Origin of the sequence: Nitrospira moscoviensis (assembly GCF_001273775.1) — a bacterium.
In the GTDB taxonomy this organism is placed as follows: Bacteria; Nitrospirota; Nitrospiria; order Nitrospirales; family Nitrospiraceae; genus Nitrospira_D; species Nitrospira_D moscoviensis.
The window spans coordinates 3,012,131-3,032,507 of record NZ_CP011801.1 but is presented as its reverse complement, the minus strand read 5'-3'; the positions used below and the strand labels follow the sequence as shown (position 1 = coordinate 3,032,507).

The following is a 20,377-nucleotide window of genomic DNA, read 5'->3' as shown; positions in this document are numbered from 1 at the left end:
ACCGCTGGCCCATAGCCGAAGGTTCGCGAAGCCCCGTTGTTTGCACCGTATCCATGAGAGACCGCCCGGGTATCGGTCTTGCTGTTCTTCCATTTCCCAAGGCCGCCAGCCCTAGAACATGAGGAGAGCAATGACGATGGAGCGATGTGTGAAATTGAGTGCAGCAGCATTGTTCGCGGGTGCAGTGGCGGCCTTCGCGGCCCCCGGAGCGTATGCTCAAACGGAAACTTTGACCGTCGCCGCGGCTCCGAGTTTGAAGGCGGTCTTTCAGCACATCGTGCCGATGTTCGAGAAGGAATATGGCGCGGCCGTCCGCGTCGAATATGGCCCGTCTCAGACGCAGCGCCGGCGAATCGAAGGCGGGGCGCCGATCGACCTGTTTCTCCCGGCCTCGGTCGAGGAACTCAGGAAGCTCCAGGACAAAGGCCTGGTGCTCAGCGGCAAACCGCGGGTCTATGCGGAAACGTCTCTCGTGCTGGTCATGTCGGCCGCCTCGTCAGCTTTAGCGGTCTCGTTTTCCGATGTATTGCCGAACGGCTCGGTCCGTATCGCGCTCGGCGACCCGACCACCTCGGCGCTCGGCGACATTACGGCCCGGGTGTTTGCCAAGTTCGATCCGAGCTACCGAAAGCATGCCCGGCTGACGTATGGACCGCACGGCGGGGAGGTCGTGGATCTCATCCGGACCGGCAAAGCCGACGTGGGCGTTTTGTATCGCGTCGATGCGATCAACAACGGAGGCGTGCGGATCATCGACGAGATCCCGACCGGGACGTATGCGCCGGTTCAGTTCGCCGGAGCGGTCGTCTCGACCTGCCGGCCGGAGTCCCTTCAGATCGCGGCCAAGTTTCTCGATTTCGTCACGAGCCCCCGCATCCAAAAACTCATGATCCAGTACGGGTTCGATCCGGTGCTGTCCCACGCCGTGACGGGTTAAGAACGGCAGCGCGACGTCGAGACCACCCTCCCTCCGGGTCTTCTCTTCTGAACGCCGCCTTGGCGGCGGCCGCCTTTTATGATCTCACGTCTGCCCCGCTGGCCGGTGCCGCTGATCCCGACATCGGTTCTCTTGTGATCCCTACCGTTCCATCCGGTCATCGATCCGTGAGATTCCTTTCTCCGGATCGCCGTCGATCGAGCGGCTCGGGAACGGCGGGCGGCGGACCGGCGGCCGGACCCAAGCGGTCCGACCCCGGGCCGATCGAGGGGGAGAGGGGAAAGAAAGCCTCGCCCAGATCCGGGCTTCTGGGCGGGACAGAGGAGTGCGGTTCTACGTCAGGTGGGGAGCGGCGCGGTCCCTCATACAATCCATCTGCCGAACGACCGAGGTCCGAGAGCGTCGTCGGATCGTGGGGCGCCGTGGAATCCAATCCAACCGGGCGGCCGGCGGCCACGTTCAGACCCTGGCCTGTGACGCGTACGTTCCCGGCGATGACGCCCTGCGCCAGCAGTTCCGCGCTGGTCAACTCGTCTCCGTAGACGTCCGTGTGATACTCCTCGGTGTCGGCTTTGGCGAGAGACGTCCAGACCGAATTGCCTGCGTCGCTGACGCGGATCTTCGTGACGGTCGAGAGGCCCGGCCTGATCGGATGCTCGCGGATTTCGTCTGCGGCGAGCGCGATGCGGACGGGGACCCGCTCGGTGATGTGGATGAAGTTGCCCGTGGAATTGTCGGGCGGCAGCAGGGCAAAGGGGCTGCCGGTGCCCGGCACGAGGCCTTCCACCGTGCCGTGAAACGTATGTCTGTCGCCGTAGAGATCCACGCGCACTTCGGCCGGTTGTCCGGGCCGGATGTCGCGCAATTCGGTCTCCCGCAAGTTGGCTTCCACCCACAGATGGTCCAGCGGGACGATCGTCATGAGATTCGTGCCCGGCTTCACCCGGTCGCCGACTTGCGCCTTGCGTTTGGCGACGTAGCCGGACACCGGGGCGCGGATCTGCTGCCGCGCGTATTCGAGATGCGCGTTGATGAACTCGTGCTTCGCCAGCTCGACGGCCGGGTGTTCCATGACCGTGGTGCCGCCGATCTGCGCGTCGAGCGCGTCATATTCGGCCTGCGTCTCCCGCACGTCGGCGTCCAGCGCCTGCAACTGATCGAGCGCGTTCTGTAAGATCTGCTTCGAGACGGCCCCGCTCGGCGCCGCGCGGCGATAGCGGTCCACGTCATGCCGGATCACGTCCAGCCGGGCCCGGCGGGCGGCCAATTTTTCCGCCAGTTGGCGCTGCGTGAAGAACAGCGAGTTGATCCGGCGGACCGTGTCGCCCAGCCGGCCCCGCGCGCGACCCAACGCCGCATAGGCTTCATGCTCGTCCAGACGGATCATCACATCGCCCCGGTTCACGAATTGCGTTTCCTCGAACAGGACCTGCGTGATGATGCCGCTGGCCTGCGCCGCGACCGGCACGAGGTTGCCGGTGACATAGGCATTGTCGGTCTGAATCCAATACCGTGCCGTCGTCCACCAATAGACGCCGTACGCCAAGCCGGCGAGGGCCAGCACGAGGGCCACGAGCAAGAGGCGCCGATTGCGCTGGGCATGCAGCGATTCTTCGTACAGATGGGGCGCCGGAGGGGGGACGGAATGGGTGGTGCTCATGACGTCAACTCGCCGGCTGCGCCGGCCGCTTCGCGATGTCGGGATTGTGGTACCCGCCGCCCAAGGCTTCGATCAGATCCACGGCCGCTACCAACTGGTCGCTCTCCAGAGCCCGCAGGGCATATTCCTGCTCCAGCACCGGATAGCGATGGCGCAGCACTTCCCGGTCGTCATCCAGACCGGACACCAGCCGCACGTTCGCCAGGCGCCAGTCCTCGGTGAGCGAGGCGACGAGGCGGTGATGCGACTCCAGCATGTCCCGCGTGGCCTGCCAGGCGCTCAAGCTGTCGGCGACTTCCCGCAGGGCGCCGAGCAGGGTGTCGTTATACAACTCCACCGCGGCATCGTACTCCGCCCGATGCACCGCCAATTCGCCCCGCAAGCGGCCGCCTTCGAAGATCGGCAAGCGAAAGCCGGGCGCGACGCCGTAGGAAAAGCTTTGCCCGGAGAACAGAAAATTCGCCAGCTTGTCGGCGCCATTCGTCAGCGTCAGCGCATTGAAGCCGACGAAGGCCGTCAAATCGATCGTGGGATAAAACTGCGTCTTCGCGACTTTGACCATCCGCGCGGCCGAGTCGGCCCGGTACAGCGCGGCGGCCAGATCGGGCCGGTGGACCAGCAACCCGATCGACAGGTGCTCCGGAACCGGTGCCTGTTCGGGAATGACCGGAGCCGACTGTTCGAACAGATGCCGGGCGTCATCGGGTCCCTTGCCGATGAGCCGAGCGAGCAGGTGGCGCTGGACGTCCAACTGATCGCGGACGCCGGCGCAGCGTGTGACGGCCGCTTCATAGTCGGCGATCGCTTGTTTCACGGCGAGGTCGTTGTCCAGTCCGAGCGCGTAGCGAGTTTCCGCAAGCCGGCGGAGACGCTTGCGCAGGTCCACGATGGCCCGGACCAATTCCAACTGCCGGTGCAGCGCCTGTCCACGGAAGTAGGCGCGGGCGATGCCGGTGGTCAACCGGAGCCGGACTTCGGCCCGTTCCGCTTCTTCCGCTGCCGCTTGTCCCAAGGCTGCTTCCAGGGTCGCGCGGTTCTTGCCCCAGAAGTCGAACTCGTATCGAAAACTGAGCGGATTGATGATGCCCAACAGAATGCGGGCGCCGGCGACTTCGGGATTCAACGCCGCGAACACGCCGTGTTGCGAAATCCGCTCGTAGGTGAGCGACGCATCGGCTTCCAGGAAGGGCAGGAGCCGCGCGCCTTCCACGCGCACCAGCCCCTGCGCTTCCCGCAAGCGGGCCGAGGCCACCTTGAGTCCCGGATTGTCGCGGAGCGCCGCCTCCATGAGTTGGTTGATCTCGCCGTTGTTGAATTGTTCCCACCAGCGGTCCTCCGGCCACTGCTGCAGCCGGCTGGTCACTTCCGCGAGCGTTTCTTTCAGCTCCGGCGGCTCCAAATAAACAGCCGGCGGATCGCCTTGGGGGATCCAGGCGCAGCCGGCTGCCGCCACCACGCTCGACAGGAGCAGGCTCGCAATGCGCCGGACAATCCTGGAGAACCGTACGGTCATGGCTGCTCCATCAGCTCCTCCGCCTGCAGCTCGCGCACTGCTTCCGCCGGCTTGAGCGCCGGCACGCGGCTGGAGTGCGCGAACCAGACGAGTACCGCGAGGACCATGCAGAGCGCGCTCGACAGGAGAAAGGCGTCGTTCAAGGCGAGGATGCCGGCTTCCTGTTTGATCGCCAGTTGCAGCTGGCGCTGGATCATGGCGGGATCGAAGCCGAGCGCCTGGAGCTTGGACGTCAGCTGGTGGAGCGCGTCATACGACGCCGACATGCGCCCGCCGAAATGGTCGCTCAGTTGCAGGTGATGAAACGGCATGCGCCTGAAGACCACGACGCCCTGCCATGAAATGCCCAGCGCGCCCGCCGCGATGCGAAAGATGTTCGCCGCCTCCGCCGCGCGGAGCATCTGCTCGCCGGAGAGGCCGTGCAGCGTCAGCACGGTCAACGGCGTGAAGAACGAGCCGAGGAAGACGCCTTCCAGCACCATCGGCCAAAAAATCTGATCGTAGGAGTGCGGATCGTCGAAGAGGCCGATCCAATAGAATGTGGCGGCGAACCCCAATCCGTTCACGCAGGCCAGCCACCGGACGTCCAACCGCTTCGCCACGTCATGCATGACGGCGATCGTCGGCAGGCCCAACAGCATCATGGGTACGAACACCAGGCCGGCCAGCTCCGAGGAGTAGCCCATCAACACCTGCAGTTGCACGACGAAGAGGGCGAGCAAGCCTTGAATCGACAGAAAGCCCAACCCGAGGCAGAGCAAGCCGACCGCGAAATTGCGATGCGCGAACAGCCGGAGATCCACCGCCGGCCGGCGCTCCCCGAGCTCCCAGACTATCCAGACGGGGACCGCCACGATGACGAGCACCAACATGCCGCGCAAGAACGGATCGTCGAACCAATCGTAGTCGTTGCCTTCGTTCAACATCGTCTGAAGGCCGCCGAAGATCACGGCGAGCAGGAGGAATCCCACCAGATCGAACCGCTCGCAGCGGACCACATGACTTCGTCCATGGAGCAGGGCGGCGGTTAGCGCGGCGATGAGCAAGGCCACGGGAATGTTGAGATAGAACAGCGCGCGCCAGCCCCAATGGTCCGCGAGCCAGCCGCCCGCCCCCAGCCCCACCGTAAAGGGCATCAGCGTAAAGAGTCCCCAGATCGCCAGCCCCAACGACTTCACACGATCCGGATATTCCTGGAGCAAGAGGGATTGGCTCAGCGGCAAGGTGACGCCGCCGGCGAGGCCGAGCAGGATGCGGGCCGGCACGAAGGCCGCGATGCTGCCGTCGATCGCGCAGAGCGCCGACGCCGCCGCATAGACGACAAAGGCGGCGACAAAGACGCGCTGCTCTCCATAGCGGCAGGAGAGCCAGCGCGCGAGGGGGAAGGCGAGGGCCAGGGCGATCATGAAATCCGTCTGTGCCCACGTGCCGAAGCTCGGCAGCACGCCGCCCAAGTCGCCCGCCGCGTGCGGCAGCAGCGCCACGTACGAGCCGGCGTTGAACAGCACGACCATGTGGGCCAGACCCAAGACGAGGTTGAAGAGGATGAAGTGCCATCCACGGAGGCGGGGCTGTGTGTGATCGACCAGCGCCATCATGCTTCATCGGAACGAACCGTCGTGATCTCGATAGCGAGCACAGCAACTTCGAGGCCAGCGGGGGCAGCAAGCGACAGCTGCAAAAAGTCGCGTGATCTCAGCACAAGGGCCGAGGCGGCGATTCGATCGTGTGGATTTCATCCGAGCGGGTTGTGCGAACCCGCTCATGGTTCGACGGGCTTACCACGGGCGGGTTCGATAGATCCACACGCGCGCTCGTCTTAGGTGAAGCGATGTCAGCGGGAGGAAGGTTCGAATCACTTCGGGATGTAGGCCTGCTTCCGGTCCCAATCGAACCACGACAGCAGATAGAAGATGAGGCCCAATAGCCAGAGGAGGGGAATGCCGACCAGGATGAGCAGGACGAACGTCATGAGGCGGCCCGCATGGCGGCTTGGTCCCGCCGAAAGAGAAATCGAATCAAGTGCGCCTTAAGATCGGGCCGGAGGTCGGCGAACGGCACGCGCTCGTTGTCGAGAAATTCCTTGCCGGCCGTCGCCGGAAACAGAAAGAACGAACGCGTCAAGATTTCCGCCGAGATGTCGTCGTAGTAATAGCGGATCAGTTTCACCTTGCCGTGCTCGCCGGTCGGGAGCGTTTCTTCATGGAAAAAATACGTCGCCATCGCGATGTCCGTCTGGGACAGCCATATTCGATTATCAGATCGACGCCACTTTATCGTAAAACTGGTAGTCTTCCCGATAGCCTCCGTGGCCCAAGCCGGCCTGGTCGAGCGAGGCCACCAGCTCGATGTGCCGGAGATACTTCACCATCTTATAGCCGACTTTCGTTTCCAGACGAAGGCGGCAGGGGGCGCCGTGCTGAGAGGGCAACGGGCGGCCGTTCATCTCGTAGGCCAGAATCGTTTGCGGGCCCTGCACCTCATCCAGCCTGAAGGCTTCATAGTAGTGGTCCGGCGCGTATTCTTCCTGGACGAACGCATGGAATACGATCCACTGCGCGCCGGGTTTCGGGCGACAGCGATGCAAGAGATCCTGGACCCGCACGCCTCCCCAGGTCGCGATGCCGGTCCAGCCTTGAATGCAATTGTGCCGGACGGTTTGCTCCTGTTTCGGCATGCGCTTGAGGTCGTTCAATGAGAGCTCCAGCGGCCGATCGACCAGCCCGCTCACGCGGAGACGCCAGTCTCGAAAACCGGTCTCGGCCTGCCGCCGATAGTCGCCGTTCTCGGGCGGATAGCCGTTGACGTGGTGCTCGGCCGTCACGTCGCTCCGGTCGAAGCGCTGATGCGATTCCAGCCCACCGAAGAAGAACCGCATGAGCGGCTCCACGATCGTCGTCGCGCGCTCTTGGAACCCGCGCGGGTGCCGGCGGGTGTAGACCGTCGCGGCGACATGGAATCCGATCACGAAGAGCAGCGCGGCGGTGGAGAGGGCGAACGCCGCGGCCGACGACGTGCCGGGGGAGCCGAACATCGTGAACATCCGTTCCACGTCGCGGGGGAAATGCACGAGGATGACCATGGTGAGATGGATCAGGACGTAGCCCACCATCAGCAGGAGGCCGATGAAGTGCAGGCTGCGCGCGCCTTGCCGGCCCCCGAACAGGCGCGCGTACCAGGGATAACGGGCGATCAGCGCCGGCGATTGCGCGAGGCCCGTCGCGATCATGAACGGAGCGAGCACGAACACCACCGCGGCATAGACCAGTTGCTGGAGCGAGTCATACGGATCGAACGAGGATTGCGGCGGCGCATGGAGGCTGGCGAAGGTCAGGGCGCTCTGCCAGGCTTCCGGAATGACCGACCAGCTCGTCGGGATCAACCGGCGCCATTGGCCGGTCGCGAAGAGTAAGCCGACGTACGACAAGCCGTTCAGCACCCATAGCGGCACGATCAGAAAATGCCAATTGCGGCCGGCGCCGAGATTGTGATGGCCGCCGGGAATCGCGAAGACCGGCGACACGTCCTCCGCCTCGTCCATCGAGGTGAACAGCCGGTTCGTCGGCATCTTTTTTTTGCCGAACTTCACCCACTCGCTGCCCGGCCGGCAATGATCGTCCCAATAGAGCTTGGGATGGTCGGCCAGAATCTGGAGCCCGCTCCGCATCAGGAAGAAGATGCAGAACAGATTGATGAAGTGATTGATCCGCAGCCAAATCGGAAAGCCGAGATCGGTCGTATCCACGTGTGCCCCGGAGACTGTCCCTCACACCACTTCCCGCACTTTGTCTTCGACGACCGTCTTGATGATCTCCCAGCGATCCTTCTGTCCGCGGGCCAGCGCCTTGGCGAAATGCCAGGCCTGTTCCATCGTGATTTTGCCCGGGAGCGGCGGCTCGCTCGGATCCACCACCGCCTCGATCACGGCCGGTCCCTGCTGCCGGAACGCTTGCCGCAGGATGTCGGGGACGTGAGCCGGATCGTCCACGCTGTACCCATCCGCCCCGCAGGCCCGCGCGAAGGCGGCGAAGTCGATGGGCTGCAGCTGCACGCCGTACTGCGGATTACCTTCCAGGGCGAGCTGCTCCCACTTGATCATCCCGAGGACGTTGTTCTTGATCACGATGATTTTGACGGGCAGCCGATATTTCACCATGGTCGCCAGCTCGCCCATCAACATGGTGAACCCGCCGTCGCCGGCGAAGCAGACGACCTGCCGGCCCGGATGCGCGACGGCCGCGCCGACGGCGTACGGCAATCCGCAGGCCATCGTCGCCAGCGTGCCGGAGGCGGAGAATTCCATCGTGCCCCGGATCTTGATGTGGCGGGCGGCCCAGGTGGTGACCGTCCCCGTGTCGCAGCAGATGATCGCGTCGTCGGCCAGGACGTCGTTCAGCCGGTGGGCGATCACTTGCGGCTTCATCGGCATGTCGGTCCTGGTGCCGCGCTCCGCCATCAGCTCGTTCCACCGGCGCATCTTGTCTTGGGTGCGGGACAAAAAGTCGCGATGGGGCTTGTGCCGTACCAGCGGCAACAACGCGCGCAGCACGTCCCAACATTGGCCGACGAGGCCCACTTCGACGGGATAGCGGAGGCCGATGCGCGCCGGGTCGAGATCGATTTGGACGGCCCGCGCCTGTCCCGGCCGGGGGTAGAACTCCATATACGGAAAACTGGTGCCGGCCAGGATGAGCGTGTCGCATTCCTGCAGCGCTTCTTGCGACGGCGCCGTCCCGAGCAGTCCCACCCCGCCCGTCGTATAGGGATGGTCATCGGGGACGACGGCTTTCCCCAGCAGCGGTTTGATAATGGGGGCTCCGAGTTTTTCGGCCAATTCGAGCACTTCGTTCCGCGCCGTCAGACAGCCGCGCCCGGCAAGAATCGCCACCTTCGACCCTTGGTTGATGATCTGAGCCGCTTGCTCCAGGAGGGCCGGCGGCGGCAACGGCAGGGGATCGGTGTAGAGGTCGCCGCTGTGCTTTGCGATGTTCGCCTTGGATCGGGCTCCATCGCCGGACCAGTCTTGAATATCCTTGGGGATCGTGATGTGGGCGACGGTGCGCTTAGAAATCGCCGTCTTGACGGCCTCATCGACTACGTTACAGACATGGTCCGGCCCCATGACGCGCTCGTTGTAGGCGGCCACGTCCATAAACAGTTTGTCGAGGTCGACGTCCTGCTGATAGTGCGTACCGATCAGATCGTGAAACGTGTGACCGGTAATGGCGAGCACCGGTTGGCCGTCGAACTTCGCATCGTACAACCCGTTCAATAAATGGATGCCGCCCGGGCCGGACGTCGCCAAGCAGACGCCGAGGCGCCGGGAGAACTTGGCATAGGCACAGGCGGCGAACGCCGCCGCTTCTTCATGGCGTACTTGGATCAGCTGAATCTCTTGGCTTCTGGTGCGGAGCGCTTCGAAGATCCCGTTAATCCCGTCGCCGGGAAGGCTGAAGATGGTGCGCACTCCCCAATCCACGAGCCGATCGACAAGGATCCCCGCGACGGTGTTGGCCATGGCGTCCTCCCTGCTTCAGCCGAATGGGTTTCGGCTAATATAGAGGGTGCAAGCGAAATGCCCTTCGTGCGCCGCACATGACGGCGCAGCCGGCATGCCTGGTGGAAGCCCGAGTGGCGGCCGGTCCAGCTTGGGCTATACATGACTATAAAGAATGGCTGAAGAGCTGAGTGCTGCTTGCGGTCCTTAGCCGGAACAGGAGGGAACGATGGAGCATCGAACGGCGTCGAACAATGAGGAAAAGGCGGCCGTGATCAGGAAGTGGATCAATCCCGAGGAGCGGGTGTCGGTGCAATTCGACGATCAGCGCGGCCTCAACGCCGAAGTCACCGGCTGCAGCGGGCAATTAGTCGACCTGGCGCTGGATACGCCGGTGCCGCACATGCGACAAGAAATTTCGATCCCGCTGAGCGAGGTGGAGGTCTCGGAGGATCTCGGGCACTACACCCGCGATCCCGACAAACCGCTGAAGCGCAAACGGCTGATGCTGATCATCAAAGGCAAGCGCCCGGCGGTCGTGTACTGAAAGCCTCCCGTCCGCTCACTCCGCCTCATCCAGGCTTCGCCGGATCACGATGGGGCCGTAGACCAGCGCGAAGAGCAAATAGGCGCCGCTCCAGCCGAGTGCCGCCGCGCCGAGCATCCAATGGGTCAAAGCGGTTGGAGCCTCGGCATTCGGCGTCAAGACGCGCAGCAGCGCGCCCACGTTGACCAGCGCATAGATGACAACGGTGAATCCATCGGCGTGCCGCGGCCGCCCTGTATGGCCGAGACTGGCACGCGTCATGACCGCCAAGGTCATGGCCCCCACCGCTCCGCCGGTGAGCACGTGCACCGCGTTCCCGGCCGGCAGCCCGATGCCAAGAGCCGCTCCCCCAAGAGCCAACAACGACAGCGCCACCCAGGCATAGCCGACGTGCAGGATCAGCACGAGCGGTTCGCGCCATGTCCTCCACCCGCGCCACCGCAACAGGCGGATCCCGCTCGCCGACCCTGCCAGTATCAACAAGCCTCCTGCCGCCATGCTCTCCGGCCGGATGATCCATGTCACGGCGGCCGCGAGGACCAGGAGGATCGTCAGGACATCGATATGAGAGGATACGGGCGGCCCGGCCTGGTTCTGTTGTTCTAGAAATTCGCCGGTAAATGTCGGAATGATGCGCCCGCCGATGAGCGTCAAGAGAAGCAGCATGACGGCGAGCGCGAGGCGCTCGGGAAGGTCCGTCGCCGCGCCGCGCAACACCAGGAGGTGAAACCAACCGTTGGCGCCGGCGTACAGGCTGATCAGGACGCCGATGGGCGCCCGGTCCCATCTTCCGGCTGCCGCAATCTGCCACCAGACGAAAGCGGCCACGATGACCAGAAAGGCTGTATCGACGACGGCCGCTGCAGAGGCACCGGGCCGGGGCCAAGCCATGAACAGCCGTCCTGCCAGCCATAGGAGGAACAAGGACAACAGCGGCAGGCCTCTCAGCGGAGCCTGCTCGGTCCAATTGGGAATGGCCGTGAGCAGAAACCCCGCCATCACCGCCGGCAGAAACCCGAACAGCATCTCATGCACGTGCCACTCGCGGGGCCTGTAGAGGAACTCCACCTCACCCACGCCGGCAAACACCCAGACCCAGGCGGGCACGGCCAGGCCGGCGAACAACGCGGCGCCGAGAAAGAACGGCCTGAATCCGTACGACAAGAACGCCGGGCCGTCGTAACGGGGAAATGTCGGCTCCTCGTCCCTGGCGGTCCCAGCCGGGCGGCTCACGGTTATCTCCATCTCATCGGCCATCACAAGAGCGATTCTCGGCGCAAGTCGAAGACCTGTCAACGCAGGGCTCACGGCGATCCCGGCCGGAGTTGAAAACATAAACGGCTCATGCGATCGTCAACGGCAAACGACCGGCAATGGTGTCCTGAGCGAAAGCCGGGTTAGATCGGACTGGTTAGCCCGGCTTCCTTGGCCGCTTTCGTGAGTGGCTTGTCGAGTGTGGCAAGCGGGAGGTCTTTGCGTATGGCAAGTTCGAGGCAGGAAGCATCGTAGGCTGAAAGGCCGTGCGCCAGAGCGAGCGACTGAATCAGAAGCACGTTGGCGACCTCATACCACCAGAGCGCCGGCACCCAGAACCGATCCTCGGCCGCCAGCCGATCCATTATACGATCGGCGCGCGACGAGCGTTCGTCAGGTAGGGCCCACGCCAAGGCGAACGAGCTGTCGACGACGCATTCCATCTACCGCCGCCGACCGGCCTCAATCAGCGCTCGAATGTTGACAGGGCCGGAGATTCGTTGTCGAATCTTGCGGAACGCCTCCCGAACGGCCTCCGGGCTTGCCGATTCCTCATCGGGTGCAGGAGGGACGAGGCGCGCGATAGGCCGCCCACGGCGGCAAATCTCAAACGATCGTCCTTGCTCCACCTGGCGCAGCAAGTCAGCCAGATGAGTTTTGGCCTCGAACGCTCCGATCTTACTGTCCTTCATCCGGACCGTCTGCTTCCTCATGCCGACCAGGCTACTCAACCAGTTTAGAAAAAGGCAAGCGATGCAGCCACTCTTCGATGCGTTGGAAGAAGGCGGAAGGATTCTCGGCGTAAGGGAAGTGACCTGTGCCGGGAATGATGGTGAGTGGGAGACCCGCCTTCTTCGCAAGCTCCTGCGCGTCCGAAACCGGACAGGCAAAGTCGTCGTCTCCGGCGAGGATCAAGCCCGGGCAGGACAGTCGGTGGAGGCGCCGTGCGAGCTGCGCGTCCGCCAAGGCCGGTACCGTGCGGCCTAAGAGCGCAGCATCGTAACGAATCCCGCTACAGAGTTTGTCGAATAGCTCGGCGTCAAAACGATGGAAGTAGAGTGGTGCGATCATGCGAAACCCCTCACGGAATTGGTCGTCGGTGAGCGGGCCGTTCAGGGCGAGCAGGGCGAGCATCTCCGGAGTGGCGCCTTTACGTTCGGCATGCTCAAGCGAAGAAGGACCGAACAACCTTTTCCACACCGGTGTGATGAGCATCAAGCGGGAGAGGTTGGTAGGCCAGCGAAGAGCGTATTCAAGCGCGACCGCCGCGCCGACCGATTGCCCGAGAAGAGAAAGAGAAGGCATGTCCCATTGCAGACGAAGCGCCTCCAGATCTTCGGCCAGTTGGTGTAACGTAACCTGATCCGGCTCAGTGCGTTCCGACCGCCCGTGTCCGCGCTGATCCAAATAGATTAGCCGGAAGTGCTTTGCCAGCGGGTCCAGCCATGGCTTGAGGTAGGCGTGATCGAAGCCGAACCCGCCATGCAGCACGATGCACGGTTCCCCCTGTCCTACGGTCTCATAGAATAGTTTCGTCTCGTTGACGGTCACAAATGGCATAGTTCTAATGCCCTCGCCGTTGCCGCCGTGCGCGATTCCACGCCGAGTTTCTCGAAGATACGCTCCAAATGTTTCTTCACGGTCTTCACGCTGATGTCCATAATCACCGCGATGTCCTGATTTGTCTTCCCGCCGGCCACCCAATGAAGCACCTCGCTCTCACGCCGCCCCAGGCCGGTTCGCCGCAAGCGTTCCACATCCACGCCGTCGGTCGTCTCATCGAAGAACAAGAGGCGACGCGCTCCCTCACGCAAGAGTCGAACACGGAGTGTGTGCGGGCCCCGCTCAACGACCAGTGGACGCTGAGGAACATGCACATGCTTGGCGCCGCCCAGTTCCGCCTCCTCCCGGCGAAGCCACTGCGCGATGGTTTCGGGCAATCGGTCCCTCTGCCTCTCGGTCTCGGGCCAGTAGAGCGCGAGCCAATGAGAAACGCGAGGCGTCGCCCATCGAATGCTCTCTTTCGGCCCCAGCTCCAGGATGCCGTGGCGGCCGTCTTCGACCGCGGATTCCATGGTGTGGTAGCGCTTCTTGAGACGCGTCAGGAGCCGTGCGTTGAGAAACGATTGCGTCAGATGAGGGCCAAGCAGCGTGAGCATCAGCCGGTCACGGTCGGTAAAGTCGCCGTGGCACCGGTTGACGGCCACGGGGATGAGGAAAGACGGACCGACGGACAAGGGGATGCCGAGCTGTGCTTTGGTTCGGAGGCGGGTGAAGTATTCATTGTACAGCGGCGTCCGTTCAAACAGGTGGAACGGCACCACGTCGGACCACCGGACGGCCTCTTTGGTCCGTGTCTTCCGGATATACTCGGCAGAGGGATGCTGAGTGCCATAGGCTTCGAACACCGGCAACATGGATCGTAAGAAGGAGCTATCCAACGTATCGTCCCGCACGACGAAATGGTTGTGCGCGCCGTACCGAAGCTCGTTGTAGGTGGCCCGGTCGGAGGGGATCAATGTCCGGAGGGTAGGCAGCAGATGCCCCACCCACTCCTCGTGGGTGCCGAGGCGATAGAGCTCCGACAGGGCGCCAAACAGGAGATGGAAGTCCTTGGCTCGAAGTCGTCCCATTCTCGCCGCCCCATGAAACCACACGCCGATCAGTTGCCCGAGAGGCCGAGCGCCATGCGCGCAGCGGCTGTCCGCGATTCGACGCCGAGTTTGTCAAAGATCCGTTCCAAATGCTTTTTCACGGTCTTAATGCTCAGCCCCATAATGCTGGCGATCTCTTCGTTGGTCTTGCCGCGGGACACCCACGCGAGGACTTCGCTCTCTCGGTGACCGAGCCCCAACTGCACCAAGTCTTCGGGACTCGGGCCATCGGTTCTCTCTTCAAAAAAGAGAAAACGCTGTTGCCCCTCCCGGAGAAGTCGAACAAGAACTCTCCGCTGCCCTTGGTCGACCGACAAGGGGGATTGCGGAACGGGAATGGCCTTGTTGTTTTTGAACGAGGCCTCCTGTTGTTTGATCCACTCGGTAAGGGAGGGTGGCAACTGGTCGCCGGTCGCTTCACCAGGCCAATAAACCGAAAGCCAACGAAGCGCTTGTGGACTGGCCCACCGAATGGTGTGCCGGCGCGTAAATTCCAACAGGCCGCGGTTCAGCTCATCCATCGCATGTTCGAGCGCACGCGAGCGGCTCTTAAGCGCCGTCAAAGTTCGGCTATTCCGAAACGATTGAATGAGGTGAGGGCGCAAGAGATTTAGCATGAGTGTCTCTCGGTCGCTGAAGTCCCTACTCCCACGATTCAACGCAACAGGGACCAGCAATGACGGGCTCATCGACAGCGCGACAGCAAGTTGGTGTCGCGTGTCGAAATGCCGGAAATATTCGTTGTATAAGGTAGTCTTTTCAAAGTCTTTAGGATCCTGGACGTCAGACCATCGCAGCGCCGGTCTCAATCCCGTTTTCCGGACATAGCTTGCTGACGGATGCTCGTGTGTATATTGCTCAAACACAGGAACAAGCGGCCGTCGCAATGCGCTGTCGTCTGGGTACGTCTTTACTGAGATATGGTTGGTTTTGCCATAGCGCATCTCGTTATAGGACGCCCTATCTGAGGGAATGAGCGTGTGCAGCGACGGCAGCAGATGATTGACCCATTCGTTGTGAGTGCCGAGGCGGTAGATCTCAACGAGAAAGTTGGAGAGCCGGTAAAAATCCTTCGAGCTGAGTTTGGGCATCTCGCTCATGATAGTTGCGGCCTGCTCCTCCAACAGGGCAGCAGCGATGGGAGGTGAGTGAGGAGATGGCGGACGAAGTTTTGATGGTTCCGAAAGGCGTACAACTCCAGCAACGATTCAAACAGCCGCCGTACATCCTTCTGTGCCAACGTCTCCATAGACGCCCCGCCTCGCTATATCGTTAGGTCGGAGAAATGCTCGGTACGCATAGCACAGGCGAAAGCCGGGCTCAATACCTCCTTAGTGAAACGCCGAACAATTAAATACGCTCATTTCTTGTACGGCAAAAGACGTATTGGCAAATCCTTGGCCTCCAAACTAAAGTGCGACCACGATTTCTGGCGCAATTGAAAAAGGATGTTGGGACCTCTGACGCGACGGGAAACGGAAGTGCTGAAGTGGGTGCGACAGGGAAAAAGTAATAAGGAGATTGCCGTCGTTCTCGGCATCGAGCCAAAGACGGTCGCGAAGCACTTGGAGCGGATTTTTAAGAAACTCGGAGTGGAGAATCGTACGGCTGCGGCGCTCTACAAGGGAAACGCCCATTTTGGGCGATGAGCCGGTCACATGGCGGTAGGGGATCATGGACGAGGACGTTATTCTCCTTGAGCTACCAAAAATCGTAGAACGGTTTTCGGAGCTGCCGACGATGTCCAATGATCCCCAAAGCCTTTTTCACCAGGTCGTGTCCCAAATGCACGCGCTATGTGCAGCAGTGCGAGAGGCGGAATTGCAGGGACTCGGACGCACAATGATCCTCACCTATCTCGGCCCGGCTCGCACGCTCCATGCGCAGTCCCCTTTCGTCGCACGGCTTCAGGCGTGGCCTCGGGGCTATGCGGGAGATTTCCAAACGATCGAATATTTATGCGAGGCAAAGAATCGAGCGGAGACTGGTACGGTTGCACACTCCATAGAACGGTACGCCTTAAGCTCCGGAGTTGCGCAGCAGCACAGAAATAAAGTGGCATGGCAAGCCACGCGTCTATTGCAGACCTGCAGAGAGCGGGGAAGTGATTGCCGAATCCTCTCCATGGCTTGCGGCAGTTCACGCGATATCCGAGCGATTCAGCATGAACTGGCCGCTATGAAGCCAACCATTGTCCTGAACGATTTGGATTCAGGTGCATTGGAATACAGTTTGGCGACGCTTCCGCTCTTGGGCGGGACTGTACAAGCGATCGCTGGAGACGCCTTTCACACGGTGCGTGCTATGAAGCGTGGGGGCCCGTACGATGTCATTATAGCCGGCGGCTTGTTCGATTATTTGGAGGATCGACATGCGTCATGGCTACTGCAGCATGTGTATGAAATGCTCAAGCCTGAAGGAAGTCTTTGTTTTACCAATATTGCTGCGGGCAATCCCTATAGGGTGTGGATGGAATACTTGGCAAACTGGTCGCTCATTGAGCGTTCAGACGACGATATACGGAGGCTGCTCAGTAATGGAGGGTTTAACGCTGACAGAATGAGTCTGGCCCGCGATGGTACGGAGTTGACCTATCTCGTCGAGGCCACGCGTGAGTGATGCCGACACCGTTCTCGCATTATCGACATGGAGGTGAGGAAATGGCGATCTTCTTTCTTGGAATTGCCCTTATGACATTGGTTACGATGCACAACGCGCTTGCAGGGGAGGTAATGACCGAAAGGTGCTCGGCCGAAGTAGCGATTGTTCCCAACTATGACGCGAAACCAGACTCACCTGGAACTGTTGTTCTTCAGCGCGATTCAAACGGTAACGCTCCTTGGTCGATGCCTATCAAAATCCAGCTAGGTCCTAATGGTCACGTGCGTTGGTGGTGTCATTCTACGAAAGGGAACTTTTTCGACCCTGGGACTTGGCGCATAGAACAGGGACAAGTGACGGTTAAATGTACGGATGACGGAAAAGGTAGCTACCCATGCAGTTCTACCCCGTCTGTCAAATTGGCAACATCTGCTTTTAACGGCTGGACACCTGAACGATCGAGGTGTAGTGACAGATCAACACTGGTACGTGCTCGGCTGGGGCCTGATCGACTGCTGCAGATAGAATGCTTGGGCCAATAATAAAGCACTGACGGCCTGAATGAGAAAACAATTGCTTACTCCTTGAAGGACTTGGTCTCACTCAATGGTAATCGTCCACGCGGCGAGTACAGCCTCGCGAGGTGGTGATCACTGACTTTGAGCGGAAACAATTGCTCACGCTCCGTGAAGAACGTGAAGAACTGGACCGCCAGTCTCATGAGAGACATAGAGTCACTCAACCTGCATCCCGCTCACCAATTTCTAGAAAAATGCTGGCGTCCTAGCCCGAGATGGGGAAGAGAAAAAGGGACAACCTGAGCTGGCCCGGGTTTCGTGGACACCAGGTTAAGACTCACCGACCCGTCGCTCGAATGCCAGCGGGCTCAGATAGCCCAAGCTTTGATGGAGCCGCTGGCGATTATAGAACCCTTCAATAAACGCAAAGATGTCCCGACTCGCTTCATCCCGCGTGTGATACGTGTGGTGATGGACGAGTTCGTTCTTCAGCGTGCTAAAGAAGCTTTCGGCCACCGCGTTGTCATAGCAGTTGCCCTTCCGGCTCATACTCGGCGTGATGCCGACGTCGGCGAGCTGCCGTTGATATAGCAGCGCGCTGTATTGCGCGCCTTGATCGGAGTGATGAATGAGGCCAGGGCGGACACGGCGTTGTCGCACGGCCATGTGCAAGGCTTGGAGCGTCAGCTGTTGATCCGGCTTCTCGCGCATCGCCCACCCGATCACCCGCCGTGAGTACAGATCCAGGAGCACCGCGACATAGAGCCAGCCCGCGCGGGTCGGCACATGCGTGAAATCTCCCACCCAGACCCGATCACCGCCGCCGTGACGAACCGTTGCTGAAGCACGTTGGGCGCCGGTGGGGGCACCTGATGGTGTTCGACGATGACGCGGAAGCGGCGCACTCGTCGGGTCTCCAGGCCAGCGTGCTTGCGGAGCCGGGCCACTCGATGCCGGCCACACTGAATGCCCCGACGCCGGGTTTCCCGCCAGAGTTTGATGGCTCCATACTCCTCTCGCATCTCGTGATGAATCTGACGCAGGAGAGGCAGGAGCTGTTGGTCGGCCACCGCGCGGGCGCAGGGCGCGCGATCGCGCCAGGCATAGTAGCCGCTGCGACTGACGGCCAGAACCGCACAGAGCCGCGTCACCCTATGGTGCGGTTCCTGAGTCCGGATAAACGCGTATCTCACGCGGACTCCCTCGCAAAGTACGCGGCGGCTTTTTTTAAAATGTCCCGCTCTTCCGTGACCCGTGCGAGTTCACGTCTCAACCGGGCCAGTTCGGCCGCCGGTTCCGCCTGACGCCCCGACCCTGGGAAGGCGCCGCCATGGGCCGCCACTTCTTTCTGCCATTTGTAGAGACGATTGCGCGGGATGCCCAACTCACGAGCAATCTCGGCTGCCGGCCGTTGTCCCGCGTTCAAGAGTTGCACCGCTTGCCGCTTAAACTCAGGTGTGAACCGTCGTCGCTGCCCCATTGCCCACCTCCGTGGAGGCATCGTGCCCCCTTTTGAGGTGTCCGTCAAACCCGGGCCAGCTCAATAATTTTTTCCAGCGGTCCTGACGTTCGGCGGTTCGATCAGGCTGGCTTTACATTGGCAGTCTTGAGGAAAGAACTGCATTGCCGTGCAGCCAAGCAAGAGCAGCACGAGAACCGTGAAGATTGAAACGTGACGCTTCCTGTCTTCGATATCGGCTAACGTTTCGGGTGAGAAGGGCGGAGTGCAGCGTCCTTCTGAACCGCGATGGTTAGGCCTGCTGTGAGTCAATAATCCTCTGGATACTACGTTTCAGTTCTGGAAGTTTCTTGCACACCACGTCCCAGACGAGCTGATAATCCACCCCAAAGTAACCGTGAATCAGGCGGTCGCGCATCTGAGCGATCGGCCGCCACTCAACCTCCGGATGCGATATCCGGAACTCCTCGGGCAGGTTCTTTACCGCTTCGCCGATAATTTCCAAGCTGCGTACGAACGCGCGCCGCAATGTCTCATCCGCTACGAAACGCTCATAAGCCAGAGTCTGACTCTTGTCGAGGAGGTAGTCGACTTCCACGAGAATATGCCGCAGATAGTCACGCGGCTCGAAGGACATCCGCCGCCTCGGCCAAAATGTGCGGGCCAATAAACGGTGAGAGTGACTCAGTGGTGACCACTTCAACTCGGTGCTCCAACGTGCCTTCGAGCAGATCCGCCAGCGCCATGAAGCGATCGAACGACTTCTCGGTCGGAGTGAACTCGACAAGCACATCAACATCACTGTCGGGGCGAGCCTCGTTGCGAAGCACAGATCCGAAGAGCGCCAGCCGACGAACACCGAGGCGCCGAATTTCGGACTCGACGGTTTGTAGCCGCCGGATCGCTTCGTCACGGGAGAGAGAAATTTTGCTCATGTGGAGAACATACACGAAACATCCGACTGATGCCAGACGGAAGGCAGTCGGGTGCGGCCCGAATAGGGCCGATGAGGGACTCGCGTCCGTCACGCACCAAGTTTCTCCAGCGGGTCACCACATGCACCTGCCCAGCGGGCTTCTCCTGGGCTTCACGGAAACGAGGTGACCGTTGCACATTCAAAATAAAGGGGTCGGTGAAGATTGAAACGTGACGCTTCCTGTCTTCGACATCGGCTAACGTTTCGGGGCGAGAAGCGCAGAGAGAAAACCATTCTCTTCCGTGAGGACGCGCACCTGTGCGCAGGCCAGAAGCGCTTCGATGTTTCCCAATGCTTGATCGGGCGAGAGGGGATTACGGAAAATGCGCGGGTGGGTCGAGATGCGGAGGTAGGCCATTACAACCGGCCAGGTCAGGAAGAAGGGTTCCGGGTCAGCGGTTCGGCGGGCAAGAAATTCGCGAGCGGCTCTGTGGTGCGGACTTGTTTGGTCGGAGGCATACAACAGAACGTTGACGTCAATCGAGTCGCTCACTGCTCCTCATCGTCGAGGATGGCGTACAGCTTGTCTTTGTCGTCAAGATCAATACGTGCTCGCATGGGACGAGACGTCCACTTGAATTCTGCCTTCACTGGCCGGCGCGTTCGGCGAGCCAGGGCTTCGGCCAGCAAATGGGAAGCCACTCGCCCCAAGGAACGCTTCTCCTTTTTTTGGAGCGCCTTGAGTTCTTTAAGAATAGGAGTGTCTATATCGAGTGTCGTTCGCGCCATGATGCGTTGATGCTATATCGTGGCCCATCAGA

The 20,377-nt window shown here is 61.2% G+C and carries 20 protein-coding genes and 1 pseudogene; 4 read left to right on the top strand and 17 right to left on the bottom strand.

Translation table 11 applies throughout. The features are described from left to right. Nucleotides 1–148 precede the first annotated feature (148 nt). A complete protein-coding gene (modA, locus tag NITMOv2_RS14800; protein ID WP_187299228.1) occupies nt 149–937 on the top strand; it encodes a molybdate ABC transporter substrate-binding protein in 789 nt (262 codons plus the stop codon). A gap of 157 nt (nt 938–1,094) precedes the next feature. Here the strand turns inward: modA and NITMOv2_RS14795 are convergent, their stop codons facing one another. The 6 genes from NITMOv2_RS14795 to NITMOv2_RS14770 form a co-directional block, all read right to left on the bottom strand. Next, nucleotides 1,095–2,597: an HlyD family secretion protein gene (locus NITMOv2_RS14795; protein WP_083448057.1), complete on the bottom strand. Its 1,503-nt coding sequence runs from the start codon at nt 2,595–2,597 to the stop codon at nt 1,095–1,097. A 4-nt stretch (nt 2,598–2,601) separates the two neighbouring features. Further along, nucleotides 2,602–4,110 carry an efflux transporter outer membrane subunit gene (locus tag NITMOv2_RS14790; protein WP_053380604.1) on the bottom strand — a complete coding sequence of 503 codons (1,509 nt, stop codon included), beginning with the start codon at nt 4,108–4,110 and terminating at the stop codon, nt 2,602–2,604. Then, complete coding sequence (locus tag NITMOv2_RS14785) at nt 4,107–5,708, bottom strand: DHA2 family efflux MFS transporter permease subunit (RefSeq protein ID WP_238590362.1); 1,602 nt, start codon at nt 5,706–5,708, stop codon at nt 4,107–4,109. Before NITMOv2_RS14785 ends, NITMOv2_RS14790 begins: the two co-directional genes overlap by 4 nt. A 370-nt stretch (nt 5,709–6,078) precedes the next feature. After that, nucleotides 6,079–6,333 (bottom strand): hypothetical protein, encoded by a 255-nt coding sequence (locus tag NITMOv2_RS14780; protein ID WP_053380602.1) that lies wholly within the window; start codon nt 6,331–6,333, stop codon nt 6,079–6,081. Between the two features lie 34 nt (nt 6,334–6,367). Beyond that, on the bottom strand, nt 6,368–7,855 hold the full coding sequence (locus NITMOv2_RS14775) for a molybdopterin-dependent oxidoreductase (RefSeq protein WP_053380601.1): 1,488 nt from the start codon (nt 7,853–7,855) through the stop codon (nt 6,368–6,370). A 21-nt stretch (nt 7,856–7,876) separates the two neighbouring features. Next, nucleotides 7,877–9,628 (bottom strand): thiamine pyrophosphate-dependent enzyme, encoded by a 1,752-nt coding sequence (locus NITMOv2_RS14770; RefSeq protein WP_053380600.1) that lies wholly within the window; start codon nt 9,626–9,628, stop codon nt 7,877–7,879. 208 nt (nt 9,629–9,836) lie between these two features. Between NITMOv2_RS14770 and NITMOv2_RS14765 the strand changes: the two genes are divergently transcribed. Continuing rightward, on the top strand, nt 9,837–10,154 hold the full coding sequence (locus tag NITMOv2_RS14765; protein WP_053380599.1) for a hypothetical protein: 318 nt from the start codon (nt 9,837–9,839) through the stop codon (nt 10,152–10,154). Nucleotides 10,155–10,169: 15 nt separating this feature from the next. Here the strand turns inward: NITMOv2_RS14765 and NITMOv2_RS14760 are convergent, their stop codons facing one another. The 6 genes from NITMOv2_RS14760 to NITMOv2_RS24280 form a co-directional block, all read right to left on the bottom strand. Next, a complete protein-coding gene (locus NITMOv2_RS14760) occupies nt 10,170–11,387 on the bottom strand; it encodes an NnrS family protein (RefSeq protein WP_187299227.1) in 1,218 nt (405 codons plus the stop codon). 164 nt (nt 11,388–11,551) lie between these two features. Next, a complete protein-coding gene (locus NITMOv2_RS14755; protein WP_053380597.1) occupies nt 11,552–11,851 on the bottom strand; it encodes a type II toxin-antitoxin system VapC family toxin in 300 nt (99 codons plus the stop codon). After that, the gene (locus NITMOv2_RS25110) at nt 11,852–12,100 is read right to left on the bottom strand and encodes a type II toxin-antitoxin system Phd/YefM family antitoxin (RefSeq protein ID WP_053382101.1); all 249 of its coding nucleotides are present in this window, start codon (nt 12,098–12,100) and stop codon (nt 11,852–11,854) included. Between the two features lie 31 nt (nt 12,101–12,131). After that, nucleotides 12,132–12,959, bottom strand: a complete 828-nt coding sequence (locus NITMOv2_RS14745; RefSeq protein WP_187299226.1) for an alpha/beta fold hydrolase — start codon at nt 12,957–12,959, stop codon at nt 12,132–12,134. Continuing rightward, nucleotides 12,956–14,041, bottom strand: a complete 1,086-nt coding sequence (locus tag NITMOv2_RS24495) for a helix-turn-helix transcriptional regulator (RefSeq protein WP_053380595.1) — start codon at nt 14,039–14,041, stop codon at nt 12,956–12,958. Before NITMOv2_RS24495 ends, NITMOv2_RS14745 begins: the two co-directional genes overlap by 4 nt. Nucleotides 14,042–14,070: 29 nt before the next feature. Beyond that, complete coding sequence (locus NITMOv2_RS24280; protein WP_053380594.1) at nt 14,071–15,162, bottom strand: response regulator transcription factor; 1,092 nt, start codon at nt 15,160–15,162, stop codon at nt 14,071–14,073. A gap of 348 nt (nt 15,163–15,510) precedes the next feature. Between NITMOv2_RS24280 and NITMOv2_RS14730 the strand changes: the two genes are divergently transcribed. Both NITMOv2_RS14730 and NITMOv2_RS14725 read left to right on the top strand, forming a co-directional pair. Next, nucleotides 15,511–15,711 (top strand): response regulator transcription factor, encoded by a 201-nt coding sequence (locus NITMOv2_RS14730; protein ID WP_053380593.1) that lies wholly within the window; start codon nt 15,511–15,513, stop codon nt 15,709–15,711. 25 nt (nt 15,712–15,736) lie between these two features. Next, nucleotides 15,737–16,681, top strand: coding sequence for a class I SAM-dependent methyltransferase (locus NITMOv2_RS14725; RefSeq protein WP_053380592.1), 945 nt, complete (start codon nt 15,737–15,739; stop codon nt 16,679–16,681). Nucleotides 16,682–17,511: 830 nt separating this feature from the next. Here the strand turns inward: NITMOv2_RS14725 and NITMOv2_RS14720 are convergent. From NITMOv2_RS14720 to NITMOv2_RS14695, 5 genes and pseudogenes are all read right to left on the bottom strand, one after another. Continuing rightward, nucleotides 17,512–18,661: pseudogene (locus tag NITMOv2_RS14720) on the bottom strand (IS3 family transposase). A gap of 271 nt (nt 18,662–18,932) precedes the next feature. Next, nucleotides 18,933–19,277, bottom strand: coding sequence for a HepT-like ribonuclease domain-containing protein (locus NITMOv2_RS14710; RefSeq protein WP_053380590.1), 345 nt, complete (start codon nt 19,275–19,277; stop codon nt 18,933–18,935). Beyond that, nucleotides 19,258–19,575 (bottom strand): nucleotidyltransferase family protein, encoded by a 318-nt coding sequence (locus NITMOv2_RS14705; protein ID WP_053380589.1) that lies wholly within the window; start codon nt 19,573–19,575, stop codon nt 19,258–19,260. The genes NITMOv2_RS14710 and NITMOv2_RS14705 overlap by 20 nt, the downstream gene beginning before the upstream one ends. 237 nt (nt 19,576–19,812) lie before the next feature. Beyond that, nucleotides 19,813–20,109 (bottom strand): TA system VapC family ribonuclease toxin, encoded by a 297-nt coding sequence (locus NITMOv2_RS14700; protein ID WP_053380588.1) that lies wholly within the window; start codon nt 20,107–20,109, stop codon nt 19,813–19,815. Further along, on the bottom strand, nt 20,106–20,345 hold the full coding sequence (locus NITMOv2_RS14695; protein WP_053380587.1) for a hypothetical protein: 240 nt from the start codon (nt 20,343–20,345) through the stop codon (nt 20,106–20,108). The genes NITMOv2_RS14700 and NITMOv2_RS14695 overlap by 4 nt, the downstream gene beginning before the upstream one ends. Nucleotides 20,346–20,377 lie beyond the last annotated feature (32 nt).

Coding starts and splice junctions, on each gene's coding strand:
- NITMOv2_RS14795 (WP_083448057.1), bottom strand. CDS start 2,597: ATGAGCACCACCCATTCCGTCCCCCCTCCGGCGCCCCATCTGTACGAA.
- NITMOv2_RS14790 (WP_053380604.1), bottom strand. CDS start 4,110: ATGACCGTACGGTTCTCCAGGATTGTCCGGCGCATTGCGAGCCTGCTC.
- NITMOv2_RS14785 (WP_238590362.1), bottom strand. CDS start 5,708: ATGATGGCGCTGGTCGATCACACACAGCCCCGCCTCCGTGGATGGCAC.
- NITMOv2_RS14780 (WP_053380602.1), bottom strand. CDS start 6,333: ATGGCGACGTATTTTTTCCATGAAGAAACGCTCCCGACCGGCGAGCAC.
- NITMOv2_RS14770 (WP_053380600.1), bottom strand. CDS start 9,628: ATGGCCAACACCGTCGCGGGGATCCTTGTCGATCGGCTCGTGGATTGG.
- NITMOv2_RS14765 (WP_053380599.1), top strand. CDS start 9,837: ATGGAGCATCGAACGGCGTCGAACAATGAGGAAAAGGCGGCCGTGATC.
- NITMOv2_RS14755 (WP_053380597.1), bottom strand. CDS start 11,851: ATGGAATGCGTCGTCGACAGCTCGTTCGCCTTGGCGTGGGCCCTACCT.
- NITMOv2_RS25110 (WP_053382101.1), bottom strand. CDS start 12,100: ATGAAGGACAGTAAGATCGGAGCGTTCGAGGCCAAAACTCATCTGGCT.
- NITMOv2_RS24495 (WP_053380595.1), bottom strand. CDS start 14,041: ATGGGACGACTTCGAGCCAAGGACTTCCATCTCCTGTTTGGCGCCCTG.
- NITMOv2_RS24280 (WP_053380594.1), bottom strand. CDS start 15,162: ATGAGCGAGATGCCCAAACTCAGCTCGAAGGATTTTTACCGGCTCTCC.
- NITMOv2_RS14730 (WP_053380593.1), top strand. CDS start 15,511: ATGTTGGGACCTCTGACGCGACGGGAAACGGAAGTGCTGAAGTGGGTG.
- NITMOv2_RS14725 (WP_053380592.1), top strand. CDS start 15,737: ATGGACGAGGACGTTATTCTCCTTGAGCTACCAAAAATCGTAGAACGG.
- NITMOv2_RS14710 (WP_053380590.1), bottom strand. CDS start 19,277: ATGTCCTTCGAGCCGCGTGACTATCTGCGGCATATTCTCGTGGAAGTC.
- NITMOv2_RS14705 (WP_053380589.1), bottom strand. CDS start 19,575: ATGAGCAAAATTTCTCTCTCCCGTGACGAAGCGATCCGGCGGCTACAA.
- NITMOv2_RS14695 (WP_053380587.1), bottom strand. CDS start 20,345: ATGGCGCGAACGACACTCGATATAGACACTCCTATTCTTAAAGAACTC.